Annotated in this window: 11 protein-coding genes, 1 pseudogene and 1 riboswitch; of the genes and pseudogenes, 7 read left to right on the forward strand and 5 right to left on the reverse strand. The window is 61.2% G+C overall.

Annotated features, from left to right (window positions below):
• Positions 1-7: 7 nt before the first annotated feature.
• The 6 genes from rpoD (at position 8) to rpsD (ending at position 6012) form a co-directional block, all read left to right on the forward strand.
• Positions 8-2005, forward strand: coding sequence for an RNA polymerase sigma factor RpoD (rpoD, locus tag K5X80_RS10825; protein ID WP_222557755.1), 1998 nt, complete (start codon positions 8-10; stop codon positions 2003-2005).
• A gap of 93 nt (positions 2006-2098) precedes the next feature.
• Positions 2099-2179: riboswitch (ZMP/ZTP riboswitch) on the forward strand.
• A 122-nt stretch (positions 2180-2301) separates the two neighbouring features.
• On the forward strand, positions 2302-2745 hold the full coding sequence (gene rpiB, locus K5X80_RS10830) for a ribose 5-phosphate isomerase B (RefSeq protein WP_222557756.1): 444 nt from the start codon (positions 2302-2304) through the stop codon (positions 2743-2745).
• A 4-nt stretch (positions 2746-2749) separates the two neighbouring features.
• Positions 2750-4042 carry a serine hydroxymethyltransferase gene (gene glyA / locus K5X80_RS10835; RefSeq protein WP_222557757.1) on the forward strand — a complete coding sequence of 431 codons (1293 nt, stop codon included), beginning with the start codon at positions 2750-2752 and terminating at the stop codon, positions 4040-4042.
• Between the two features lie 3 nt (positions 4043-4045).
• Positions 4046-4522 (forward strand): transcriptional regulator NrdR, encoded by a 477-nt coding sequence (nrdR, locus tag K5X80_RS10840; RefSeq protein WP_222557758.1) that lies wholly within the window; start codon positions 4046-4048, stop codon positions 4520-4522.
• Positions 4506-5246 (forward strand): RNA methyltransferase, encoded by a 741-nt coding sequence (locus tag K5X80_RS10845; protein WP_222557759.1) that lies wholly within the window; start codon positions 4506-4508, stop codon positions 5244-5246. Before nrdR ends, K5X80_RS10845 begins: the two co-directional genes overlap by 17 nt.
• 151 nt (positions 5247-5397) lie before the next feature.
• Positions 5398-6012, forward strand: a complete 615-nt coding sequence (gene rpsD / locus K5X80_RS10850) for a 30S ribosomal protein S4 (protein ID WP_222557760.1) — start codon at positions 5398-5400, stop codon at positions 6010-6012.
• 113 nt (positions 6013-6125) lie between these two features.
• Here the strand turns inward: rpsD and tgt are convergent, their stop codons facing one another.
• Together tgt and K5X80_RS10860 are read right to left on the reverse strand one after the other, a co-directional pair.
• Positions 6126-7247, reverse strand: coding sequence for a tRNA guanosine(34) transglycosylase Tgt (gene tgt / locus K5X80_RS10855; RefSeq protein ID WP_222557761.1), 1122 nt, complete (start codon positions 7245-7247; stop codon positions 6126-6128).
• A gap of 60 nt (positions 7248-7307) precedes the next feature.
• On the reverse strand, positions 7308-8273 hold the full coding sequence (locus K5X80_RS10860) for a DUF481 domain-containing protein (protein WP_222557762.1): 966 nt from the start codon (positions 8271-8273) through the stop codon (positions 7308-7310).
• A 253-nt stretch (positions 8274-8526) separates the two neighbouring features.
• On the opposite strand from K5X80_RS10860, the gene K5X80_RS10865 reads away from it, so the two are divergent.
• Complete coding sequence (locus K5X80_RS10865; RefSeq protein WP_222557763.1) at positions 8527-9285, forward strand: TSUP family transporter; 759 nt, start codon at positions 8527-8529, stop codon at positions 9283-9285.
• A 5-nt stretch (positions 9286-9290) separates the two neighbouring features.
• Here the strand turns inward: K5X80_RS10865 and K5X80_RS10870 are convergent.
• From K5X80_RS10870 to queA, 3 genes and pseudogenes are all read right to left on the reverse strand, one after another.
• Positions 9291-10055: pseudogene (locus K5X80_RS10870) on the reverse strand (ABC transporter permease).
• Entirely contained in the window at positions 10052-10993 is a 942-nt protein-coding gene (locus K5X80_RS10875) for an ABC transporter ATP-binding protein (protein WP_222557764.1), read from the reverse strand. Before K5X80_RS10875 ends, K5X80_RS10870 begins: the two are co-directional and overlap by 4 nt.
• Before the next feature lie 39 nt (positions 10994-11032).
• Positions 11033-12067 (reverse strand): tRNA preQ1(34) S-adenosylmethionine ribosyltransferase-isomerase QueA, encoded by a 1035-nt coding sequence (gene queA, locus K5X80_RS10880; RefSeq protein ID WP_222557765.1) that lies wholly within the window; start codon positions 12065-12067, stop codon positions 11033-11035.
• Positions 12068-12083: the final 16 nt, after the last annotated feature.

The following is a 12083-nucleotide window of genomic DNA, read 5'->3' on the forward strand; positions in this document are numbered from 1 at the left end:
CACTATTATGGCGTCCGAAGCGAACACCGACAGCAGCGATGCACCGCTGATCGACCTCAACGAAGCGTTGATCAAGAAACTGATTGCCCGCGCAAAACGGCGCGGTTTCGTCACTGTCGACGAATTGAACGAAGCGCTCCCGCAGGATCAGATGTCTTCCGAGCAGATCGAAGACATCATGTCGGCCATTTCCGAAATGGGCGTGAACATCGTGGAAAGCGATGAAGACGCCGAAAATCAGGAAGACGATTCGAGCGTCGACGAAATCGGTGTCGACGATGGCTCCAAGCTCGTCACCGAAGCGCCCAAGAAGAAGGAATCGGTCGAACGGACCGACGATCCGGTGCGCATGTATCTGCGCGAAATGGGTGCTGTCGAACTGCTCAGCCGCGAAGGCGAAATCGCCATCGCCAAGCGGATCGAGGCCGGGCGCGACACGATGATTCTGGGGCTGTGCGAAAGCCCGATCACGTTCCACGCCATCATCCAGTGGTCCGAAGCTCTTAACAACGAGGAAATGCAACTGCGCGAGATTCTCGATCTCGACGCCATGCTTTCCAAGGAACCTCCGGTCGAGAAGATGGAGGAAGAGAACGACGACAACGGCGAAATCAGCGAGGAAACCGCTGGTCCCTCGTACAAGGAAGATGACGACCTCGAGGAAGAGGACGAAAATTCCGACGATGAGGATGGCGAAGGCAGCAGCCGCCGTCGGGAAGAAGAGGATGAGGATGACAACACCCTCTCCCTCGCCCAGATGGAAGCGGCTCTGAAGCCCGAAGCGCTCGAAAAATTCGACCGCATTACCAAGCTGTTCCGCAAGTTCGAGAAGATTCAGGCCGAACGCGTCGAAGCGCTGGGCCGGGGCGACGAATTTCCGGCCGCCAAGGAAAAGCTGTACGAAAAGCTGCGCGAAGAACTGACCGCCGAAGTCGAAAGCGTGAAATTCCACGCCACCAAGATCGAATTTCTGGTCGACAACCTCTACGCTTTCAACCGCCGGCTGACCACGCTTGGCGGGCAGATGCTCCGCCTTGCCGAGCGCCACAAGGTGCCGCGCAAGGACTTCCTCGATTCCTACATCGGGCACGAGCTTGACGACGGCTGGCTGCAAGCCAACGCGAAGAAAGACAAGAAGTGGGCCGCGTTCGCCGAGAACGAGGCCGACCCGGTGGAACGTATCCGCGCCGAGATCGCCGATATCGCCAGCCAGACGGGCATGAGCCTGGGCGAATTCCGCCGCATCGTGAACATGGTCCAGAAGGGCGAACGTGAAGCGCGCATCGCCAAGAAGGAAATGGTCGAGGCGAACCTGCGCCTGGTGATTTCGATCGCCAAGAAATACACCAACCGCGGCCTGCAATTCCTTGATCTTATTCAGGAAGGTAACATCGGCCTGATGAAGGCGGTCGATAAGTTCGAATACCGCCGCGGCTACAAGTTCAGCACATATGCCACCTGGTGGATCCGGCAGGCGATCACCCGCTCGATCGCGGACCAGGCACGCACGATCCGTATTCCGGTCCACATGATCGAAACGATCAACAAGCTGGTCCGCACGAGCCGCCAGTTCCTGCACGAACAGGGCCGCGAACCAACGCCGGAAGAAATGGCCGAGCGCCTTTCGATGCCGCTGGAGAAGGTTCGCAAGGTGATGAAGATTGCCAAGGAACCGATCAGCCTCGAAACCCCCATCGGGGACGAGGAAGATTCGCATCTCGGCGATTTCATCGAGGACAAGAACGCGATCATCCCGGTAGATGCGGCCATTCAGGCCAATCTCAAGGAAACGGTCACCCGCGTTCTGGCCAGTCTCACCCCGCGTGAGGAACGCGTGCTGCGCATGCGCTTCGGCATCGGCATGAACACCGATCACACGCTGGAAGAAGTCGGCCAGCAATTCTCGGTGACCCGCGAACGTATCCGCCAGATCGAGGCCAAGGCGCTGCGCAAGCTCAAGCACCCGAGCCGCAGCCGCAAGATGCGCTCTTTCCTCGATCAATAATCGCCTTTATTCATGCGAACAGATGCGCGGACTGGCATTGCCGGTTCGCGCATCTGCCGTTCTTGACCGGACCGGCCCGTGCCATTATGAAGCCGCCATTCGCGTAACTGACGAGACAGGCGGAGCACCGCCGTGGAGCGCGAATTGCCATTGCCGCTCGTCTGGGCACTCTCAAACTCTCGCTTGGAGGAGTGCCGTGCGCGAACCATCGCCGATTAACCAACACTGGCCTTGGCGGGCCTCCGCGCCTAAGGGCTCTCTTGCCGATTCCATTTCCTCTTACAGGTGAAATCAAGGTGCGCATTGCCATCGCTTCCGATCATGCAGCCGTCGATCTCAAGGCCGAACTGCGTGAGTATCTGATCGAACAGGGGCACGAAGTCGCAGACCTCGGCCCGGAAACCACCGATCGCGTCGATTATCCCGATTACGGCTACAAGCTTGCCTCGGTCGTGGCCGATGGCACGGCCGAATTCGGGGTGGCGCTGTGCGGATCGGGCATCGGCATTTCCATTGCCGTCAACCGCCATCCGAAACTGCGCTGCGCGCTGGTGTCCGAACCGCTTTCAGCGGCGCTGGCCCGCGAACACAACGACGCCAACGCCATCGCCATGGGTGCGCGCCTGACAGGCATCGACATGGCCAAGGCCTGCCTTGACGCTTTCCTATCTACCGCTTTCGGCGGCGGCCGCCATGGCCCGCGCGTCGACAAATTGTCCAACCCCGCGACCGGGAATTGATCTGATGAGCACCGACACCATGAACCGTTTCTGGAACGATACGCTGGCACAGGCCGATCCCGAGATCGCCGAAGCGATCGCCAATGAACTCAAGCGTCAGCGCAACAAGATCGAACTGATCGCCAGCGAAAACATCGCCAGCAAGGCCGTTCTGGAAGCCACCGGCTCGGTCTTCACCAACAAGTATGCCGAAGGCTATCCGGGCAAGCGTTACTATGGCGGTTGCGATTATGCGGACGTTGTCGAAACGCTGGCCATCGAACGCGCCAAGCAGTTGTTTGGCTGCGACTTCGCCAATGTGCAGCCCAATTCTGGCAGCCAGATGAACCAGGCCGTGTTCCTCGCGCTGCTGCAGCCGGGCGACACGTTCATGGGCCTCGATCTCAATGCGGGTGGCCACCTCACGCATGGTTCGCCGGTCAACATGTCGGGCAAGTGGTTCAACCCGGTGCCCTATACCGTGCGCAAGGATGACGAACTGATCGACATGGACGAAGTGGCCGCCATCGCGCGCGCCAACAAGCCCAAGCTGATCATCGCCGGCGGCACCGCCTATTCGCGCATCTGGGATTTCCCACGCTTTCGCGAAATCGCCGACGAAGTGGGCGCTTACCTGATGGTCGATATGTCGCACTTCTCCGGCCTCGTCGCCGGTGGGGAGCATCCCTCGCCCTTCCCGCATGCCCATGTCGTCACCAGCACGACGCACAAGAGCCTGCGTGGCCCCCGTTCAGGCATCATCCTCACCAATGACGAGGCGCTGGCCAAGAAGTTCAATTCGGCCGTTTTCCCCGGCCTGCAGGGTGGCCCACTGGTCCATGTGATCGCGGCCAAGGCCGTGGCGTTCGGTGAAGCGTTGCGTCCCGAATTCAAGGCCTATGCCAAGGCCGTGGTGCAGAACGCCCGCGCTCTGGCCGCAAGCTTGGAAGAACAGGGCCTGCGCATCGTTTCGGGCGGCACCGACAACCACCTGATGCTGGTCGATCTCACCGCCAAGGACGTGACCGGCAAGGCCGCTGAAAAGGGCCTCGACCGGGCATGGCTGACCTGCAACAAGAACGGCATTCCGTTCGACACGCGTTCGCCCTTCGTCACTTCGGGTGTCCGTCTCGGGACCCCGGCGGGGACGACGCGCGGCTTCGGCGCCGAAGAATTCCGCAAGGTCGGCGCACTGATTGCCCAGGTCGTCGACGGTCTGTCGCGTAATGGCGAAGAAGGCGATGGCCAGGTCGAGGAGCGCGTCCGCGCTCAGGTCGAGGAACTGTGCCAGTCGTTCCCCGTCTATCCGGGCATGTGATCCATGCGTTGCCCGTTCTGCGCGCATGATGACAGCCAGGTAAAGGACTCCCGTCCGACGGAGGACAACACGGCTATCCGGCGGCGGCGCCAATGCGAAAGCTGCGGCGCCCGCTTCACCACGTTCGAACGGGTGCAATTGCGCGATGTCACCGTGCTCAAAAGCGGTGACAAGCGCGAAACGTTCAACCGCTCCAAGATCGAGCAGTCGGTCGCGCTCGCCTGCCGCAAGCGCGGGATCGCGCAGGAACGGCTCGATCAGCTCGTTTCGGGAATCCAGCGCCAGATCGAAACGCTGGGCGAAAGCGAAATCGAATCCGCCCGGATCGGCGAAATGGTGATGGAAGGGCTCCGCCAGTTGGACAGCGTCGCCTATATCCGCTTCGCATCGGTCTATCGCGATTTCAGCGAAGCGCGGGATTTCGAGGAGTTCGCAAGCTCGGTGCAGGCTGTGAGTGGGCGCGATGGCAGCAAGGGCTGACAAGCCGGTTATCGTTCTCGTCCGCCCACAACTGGGCGAGAATATCGGCAAGGCCGCCCGCGCCATGCTCAATTTCGGGCTGGCCGAGATGCGCCTGGTCGCTCCGCGCGACGGGTGGCCCAATCCTTCCGCCGGCCCGGCAGCCTCGGGCGCCGATGTGGTGCTGGAAAAGGCACGGGTCTTCCCCGATGTGGCCGCGGCCGTGGCCGATTGCGAACATGTCTATGCCACAACGGTGCGCAAGCGCGGTGTGACCAAGCCGGTGCTCACGCCTGAACAGGCTGCGAAAGACATCGCTGCCCTGCCCGGCCGCCATGCGATCCTGTTCGGGCCGGAGCGGTCGGGACTCGAAACCGATGACGTGGCGATCGCCAAGGCCATCATCACGGTGCCGATCAATCCGGAATTCGGCTCGCTCAATCTTGCGCAGGCCGTGATCCTGTGCGCCTATGAATGGTCGAAGCACGAAGCGCTGGCCGTGCCCACGGTGGAAGAGGAACTCCCCCCTGCCCCGCAGGCCGAACTGGATGGAATGATCGACCATTTCACCCGCCTGCTGAAGCCGTGCGGCTTTTTCCTGCCCCAAGCGCGCGCTGCGGCGACGGCGCGCACCTTGCGCAATATCCTCACCAAGCCGCGCTGGAACCACCTTGAAGTGCGCACGATGCGCGGCGTGCTCAGCGCGCTGGAAAAAGGCCCCAAAGATTCCCGCGGAAAGCCTTGACTTTCTGCCGCGCCCTCGCAATAGGCGCCCCTTCGCAATTGATCCCGCACCCCGGTGAAGCGGCGATCGCATCCTGCCTATGGCGGGATGGTGCGGTTCCGGGTTGAAGTTCGGGCACGTCGCCCGGATATGCAGATTGAAAGGACTGCGCATGTCAAAGCGCAAGGCATCCAAGTACAAAATTGACCGCCGTCTGGGCGAAAACATCTGGGGGCGCCCCAAGAGCTCGGTCAACCGCCGCAGCTACGGCCCGGGTCAGCACGGCCAACGCCGCAAGGGCAAGCTGTCCGACTACGGCATCCAGCTCCGCGCCAAGCAGAAGCTCAAGGGCTACTACGGCGACGTGACCGAAAAGCAGTTCAAGCGCACCTATCAGGAAGCTGCGCGGATGAAGGGCGATACCGGCCAGAACCTCATCGGTCTGCTCGAACAGCGTCTCGACATGGTCGTGTACCGCGCCAAGTTCGCACCGACCATCTTCGCGGCCCGTCAGATCGTTTCGCACGGCCATATCCGCGTGAACGGCGTGAAGTGCAACATTGCAAGCCGCCGTATCGTTCCGGGTGACGTGATCAGCCTCGGCAACAAGGCCAAGGAAATGGCGCTGATCATCGAAGCGCAGAGCCTGCCCGAGCGTGAGATTCCCGAATACGTTGCCACCGACGGCAACGACAAGGCCACTTTCGTGCGCGTTCCCTCGCTCGACGAAGTGCCCTATCCGGTGAAGATGGAACCGAACCTGGTCGTCGAATTCTATTCGCGCTGATCGGTTTCCGGCTACGGAATACGAAAAGGCGGTCCTTCGGGGCCGCCTTTTTTGTTTGCCTGTGATGACAGCGGACAAAAAGGGAGAGTGAGTTCCTCCCCCTTTCAATCGATTCACTTCAGATAATCGCGTCGAAAATCCGCTGCAAAAGCCGCAAAACGCCCTTCGGCAATCGCATCGCGCATGGCCTGCATCAGTTGCTGGTAAAAGGACAGATTATGCTCCGTCATCAGCATCGCACCAAGGATCTCACCCGATTTCACCAGGTGGTGCAGATAGGCCCGGCTGTAGGTCGCGCAGACCGGGCAGGTGCAGCGTTCGTCCAGCGGGCCGGTATCTTCCGCATGCTTTGCGTTGCGGATGTTGAGCGGACCGGCCCAAGTGAACGCCTGCCCGTTGCGGCCTGACCGGCTCGGCAGCACGCAATCGAACATGTCCACCCCGCGTTCTACCGCGCCAACGAGATCATCGGGCTTGCCGACGCCCATCAGGTAACGCGGCTTGTCATCCGGCAATTGCCCCGGGGCAAAATCGAGCGTGGCGAACATCGCCTCCTGCCCTTCACCCACGGCCAAACCGCCGATAGCATAACCATCGAAACCAATATCGCGCAGCGCATCGGCGCTGTACCGGCGCATATCTTCATCCAGAGCGCCCTGTTGAATACCGAACAGAGCCGCACGCCGGGCGTGGTCCCCACCCGCATCGAAGCCATCGCGGCTACGCCGGGCCCACCGCATCGACATTTCCACCGACCGGAAGATGACATCGCGCGACTGGTCGACCCGGGGGCATTCGTCGAACGCCATGACGATATCCGAGCCGAGCAACCGCTGGATTTCCATCGAACGTTCGGGGGTGAGCATATGCTTCGACCCGTCGAGATGGCTGGAGAAGCGCACTCCTTCCTCGGTGATCTTGCGCAGCGAAGACAAGCTCATCACCTGATAGCCGCCGCTATCGGTCAGGATGGGGCGATCCCAGTTCATGAACTTGTGCAGGCCGCCAAGCCGCGCCACCCGTTCAGCGCTGGGGCGCAGCATCAGATGATAAGTGTTTCCCAGCAGGATATCGGCGCCAGTGCGGCGCACGTCTTCGGGCTTCATCGCCTTGACAGTGGCAGCGGTGCCGACCGGCATGAAAGCCGGGGTGCGGATATCGCCGCGCTGCATCTGAATGGTGCCCGTGCGCGCTTTCCCGTCGCGGGCATGTATGGAAAAGGAGAAGCGTGTCATCGCTCATCCGCTAGACCGGGCCTGTTGAGAGGGCAATCGACGATTGGCGCTGCGCCGCCTTCAGAACCCGTAAACCAGCGTGATCCGGGTCAACGTGTCAGTCGAAACCGCGCCTTCGGCCGGATTGCTGTTGTAATCGATGGTGTAGGAGAAGCGCGTCGTGAAGTGATCGCTGATCTTCGCCTCCAGCCCACTTGTCAGCGCCATGGTGGTGGAATTCGAATCGATGATGACGCTCGCAGACGTGCCTCCATCCGCAACGAGATTGGCATTCTGCGTGAACTTGAGATTCTTCGCCAGTTGCCAGTCGAAATCCAGCCCGGCGAGAACCCCGAGACTGCTGCCTTGTGTGCCATCGGTGAAATCGACATGCCGCCAGGACGGGCCGACCTGCACCGACATCTGGAGCGCCTTGTTGTCGAGCACCTTGTAACCGAGCCCGCCGGAAACCGAATAGCGCGAGGAAAACCCCTGGAACTTATCCCGCTCGTACTGGGCCAGGGCATAAGTGAAGAGGCGGCGGTTGATCTGATAGCGCGGTTCGTAAGCGGCAAGATACTTCTCTGTCGAGGTGACGCCATTGCTCCGCTGATAATCAGCCGTCATCCTCAACCGATGCTGCCAGTCGATCCCGGTCCGCTCCAGCGACAGGGCAACCGAAACACCGGCGTTGTCGCTGTTGCCGGATGACAGCGAAGCGCCGACCTGCCCTCTGCCGCTCCAGCGTTCGAACACCCCGGCGTGGCGAATCTGCTCCTCCTTCTTGCGGGCTTCCTCGTTTGCCAGACGCGCGCGCTCGGCCCGAAAATCGGACAGGATCGCATCCAGTTCAGCCACCTGGTCCGGATTTGTCTTCTTGGCGATCTCGATCACCGTTTCGACCTTTTGGGTATCGCCCGTCTCTACCGCACTATCGACCATCGCCTTCACGGGGGCAGGCAATTCAGCGAATGCGGGCGTGGCCAGTAAAATACCGGCGGCGGCACCGATACGAAACGTCGAAGGCAGGAACGGAGGGGGAGTCATGTGATCCATCGTGATGCGTCGTCCCGCCCTGTGCTTGAGGGTGAGAGTCCCCGCATACCACGAGGACCCGTCACCAACCTGAACGAGACCCCATAGTGACGTCCGATCAGCCGGTGAAAGTCCAGCGCAAACCGTTGACCAGACAAGCGAACGGGATGAACAGTGGGCTGGACGCGATCCACAAACGAGCCAGTGCCCGACGAGCACAGGCCGCTTTTCCGGTCCGCCACAACGCAGTGCAAGTGAGACGTTTTTGGAAATCGAACTCTGGGTCTATGCCGCACTGACGGCCGTTTGCGTGGTATCGGGTTTCATCGATGCCGTGGCTGGCGGCGGCGGGCTGTTGACCATGCCCGCGCTGCTTTCCGCCGGTTTGCCCCCGCATCTGGCGCTGGGTACTAACAAGCTGCAATCATCGATGGGCGTCGCGATGGCGACCCACACCTATCGCCGCAAGGGCTTGCTGCAAATCCGCCCGCATCTGGGCACGGTCGCCTGCGTTTTCATCGCTTCCGGCCTTGGGGCCCTGGCGGTGCAAGCGCTGGAGGCCAAAATCCTGAACCTCGTCGTCCCCGTCCTGCTGGTGTTGTGCGCAGCCTATGTCATCTTTTCCCCGCGCATGGACGATACGGACCGGCGCGAACTGCTGTCACGCAAGGGCTACGTCCCGATCGCGAGCGGGATCGGCTTTTACGATGGCTTCTTCGGCCCCGGTGCGGGCAGCTTCTTCACCACGTCGCTTGTCGCTCTACGCGGCCTAGGGCTGACGCGCGCATCGGCGCTCACCAAGCTGTTCAACACCACCAGCAACCTGGGCAGCCTGCTGATGTTCGTGGCCGGCGGCCAGGTCCTATGGACGCTCGGCCTGTGCATGGCTATCGGCACGATCACAGGCAGTTGGCTGGGCTCGCACAGCGCCATCCGCTTTGGCGCGCGATTGATTCGCCCCCTGCTCGTCACGATTTCACTGCTGCTGACAGCGCGATTGATCTGGGGCTATTTCACCGGCTGATCGCTTCAGTTGCGCAGACGCCAACCGGTCTTGAAAATCACGGCGATGACCGTGATGCACACGGCCAGAAATGCGAATGTCGATCCTGCGGAAACGAGGATGTTCACATCCGACGCCCCGTAGAACGTCCAGCGCAGCCCATTCACCAGATAGACGATGGGGTTGAACAGCGCGATGGAACGCCACGGTTCGGCCAGCATATCGATGGAATAGAACGTGCCGCCCAGAAACGTCAGCGGCATCAGCACCAGCATCGGGATCATCTGCAGCTTTTCGAACCCTTCGGCCCATACGCCGAGAATGAACCCCAGAAGCGAAAACGACGCGGCGACCAGCATGATATAGCCGACCGCCAGAATGGGATGGACAATCGTGTAATCGACGAAAATCTTCGCCGTGGCGAGAATGATCGCGGCGAGAATCAGGCTCTTGGTCGCGGCCGCGCCGACAAAGCCGATCAGCGTTTCAGTGACCCCGACCGGGGCGGAAAGCAGTTCGTAGACCGAGCCGGTGAAGCGCTGCATGTAAATGCCGAAGCTGGCGTTGGATGTGCTTTCGCTCAACAGGGTCAGCATCAGCAGGCCCGGTACGATGAATGCGCCGTAATTGACGCCGTTCACCGCTTGCATCTACCCGCCAATGGCCGCGCCGAACACCACGAAATAGAGGCTCGTCGTCAACACCGGCGACACGATCGTGCCGAACACGGTCCGCCACGCCCGCAGAACTTCCTGCTTGTAGATCGCCCAGGTGCCACGCCAGTTGATCATGCTGCGGCCTCCCGTTCTGTCATCAGTTCGACGAAGATATCCTCCAGACTGGATTCCTTCTGATCGAGAGCGCGGAAATACAGCCCTTGTTCGATCATGATCCGGGCGATGGCCGCCACTTCGGCCTTGCCTTTCCCTGTCCCGTCACCCCCGCGATAGACCAGCGTGTGGCCGCCATCGGCCAAGGCGAGATTGTAAGCCGCCAAGGCAGGCGGAAGCGCAGTAAGCGGATGCTCCAGTGCGAAGCGGGCCTCCGTCCGGCCGAGGCGGGCCATCATTGCCTCCTTCTCATCGACCAGCAGCACTCGGCCCTTGTCGATAATCCCCACTCTGTCTGCCATTTCCTCGGCTTCTTCGATATAATGGGTGGTGAGAATGATGGTCACGCCCTGCTCGCGCAGATCGCCGATCAACCGCCACATATCGCGCCGCAGTTCGACATCGACCCCGGCCGTCGGCTCGTCGAGGAACAACAGATCGGGATCGTGGCTCAGCGCCTTGGCAATCAGCACGCGCCGCTTCATGCCGCCCGAAAGCTTGCGAATCTGATCGTGCCGCTTGTCGAGCAATTGCAAGGCCGACAGAATCCGGGTGATGCGTTCCTCATCCGGCGCCCGGCCGAACAGGCCGCGCGAATAGCGCACCTGCCGGTCCACCGTTTCGAACATATCGAATCCCAGTTCCTGCGGAACCAATCCGATCCGCTGGCGCGCGGCACGCCAATGCCTGCGCATATCGAGACCAAAGGCATGGATCGTGCCCGAAGTCGGCCGAACCATCCCGCAAACCGCACCGATCAAGGTCGTCTTGCCCGCACCGTTCGGCCCCAGAAGCGCAAAGATTTCACCTTTGCGCACCTGCAGATCGACACTGTCGAGCGCTTTGAGGCCGCCGCTGTAGCTCTTGGTCAGACCGCGAATATCGAGAATGGGCTCCATTCCCCCGATATTCGGCAATTTGCCTGTTATTGCAATCGCTCAGGGCAGCAGCAGGCTCGCATCGCCATAGCTGTAGAAGCGGTATCCTTCCGCAATGGCATGGGTATAAGCCGCCTGCATCGTTTCCAGCCCCATCAGGGCCGAAACGAGCATGAAAAGCGTCGACCGCGGCAAATGGAAATTGGTCATCAGACCATCTATCGCGCGGAAGCGGTATCCGGGTGTGATGAAGATATCGGTGTCCCCGGCAAAGGCACGGATCACGCCGTCTTCACCCGTGGCGCTTTCCAGCAGGCGTAGGGAAGTCGTTCCCACCGCGATCACTCTGCCGCCATTGGCACGCACCCGATTGAGCCGGTCGGCCATGGCACTGTCGATGCGCCCCCATTCGGCATGCATCCGATGTTCCTGCGTGTCATCGGCTTTCACCGGCAGAAAAGTGCCCGCGCCCACATGCAGGGTAAGCGTTTCCCGGTCGATGCCTGCCGCATCCAGCGCGGCCAGCAGATCCGGTGTGAAATGAAGCGCTGCCGTGGGCGCGGCAACCGCCCCTTCCTCACGGGCAAAAATGGTCTGATAGTCGGACCGGTCCGAAGCATCGGTCGGCCGTTTGCCTGCGATGTAAGGGGGCAGCGGCATCGTTCCTGCCCGTTCGAGCAGAATCTCCACCGGCTCTTCCCCGGTGAAGGCCAGCGTCCAGCTGCCATCGGGATGGCGCGCTTCTGCAATCGCGGCCACATCCTGCGGAAATTGTATCAGATCGCCTTCACGCAACCGCTTGGCGTTGCGGACGAACGCCTGCCAGCGGCGCAGATCGATCCGCTTGTGCAGCGTCGCCCCGATGCGGGCTTCCCCTCGCCGCCCTTCGAGCTGGGCCGGGATAACCTTGGTGTCGTTGAACACCAGGACATCGCCCCGGCGCAATTGCGCCGGCAAATCGCGCACCGTCAGATCGGCGAAGGCCGGATTGCCCTTCCCTTGCGCCACCAGCATGCGAGCGGAATCGCGGGGCCGTGCGGGCCGGAGCGCAATGCGTTCCGGCGGGAGTTCGAAATCAAACAAATCAACGCGCATCGCGCGCCTCTAGGCG

This window comes from Caenibius sp. WL, assembly GCF_019803445.1.
Taxonomy (GTDB): Bacteria; Pseudomonadota; Alphaproteobacteria; order Sphingomonadales; family Sphingomonadaceae; genus Caenibius.

Coding starts and splice junctions, on each gene's coding strand:
- K5X80_RS10845 (WP_222557759.1), top strand. CDS start 4,506: ATGGCAGCAAGGGCTGACAAGCCGGTTATCGTTCTCGTCCGCCCACAA.
- rpoD (WP_222557755.1), top strand. CDS start 8: ATGGCGTCCGAAGCGAACACCGACAGCAGCGATGCACCGCTGATCGAC.
- glyA (WP_222557757.1), top strand. CDS start 2,750: ATGAGCACCGACACCATGAACCGTTTCTGGAACGATACGCTGGCACAG.
- K5X80_RS10875 (WP_222557764.1), bottom strand. CDS start 10,993: ATGGAGCCCATTCTCGATATTCGCGGTCTGACCAAGAGCTACAGCGGC.
- queA (WP_222557765.1), bottom strand. CDS start 12,067: ATGCGCGTTGATTTGTTTGATTTCGAACTCCCGCCGGAACGCATTGCG.
- rpsD (WP_222557760.1), top strand. CDS start 5,398: ATGTCAAAGCGCAAGGCATCCAAGTACAAAATTGACCGCCGTCTGGGC.
- nrdR (WP_222557758.1), top strand. CDS start 4,046: ATGCGTTGCCCGTTCTGCGCGCATGATGACAGCCAGGTAAAGGACTCC.
- tgt (WP_222557761.1), bottom strand. CDS start 7,247: ATGACACGCTTCTCCTTTTCCATACATGCCCGCGACGGGAAAGCGCGC.
- K5X80_RS10860 (WP_222557762.1), bottom strand. CDS start 8,273: ATGACTCCCCCTCCGTTCCTGCCTTCGACGTTTCGTATCGGTGCCGCC.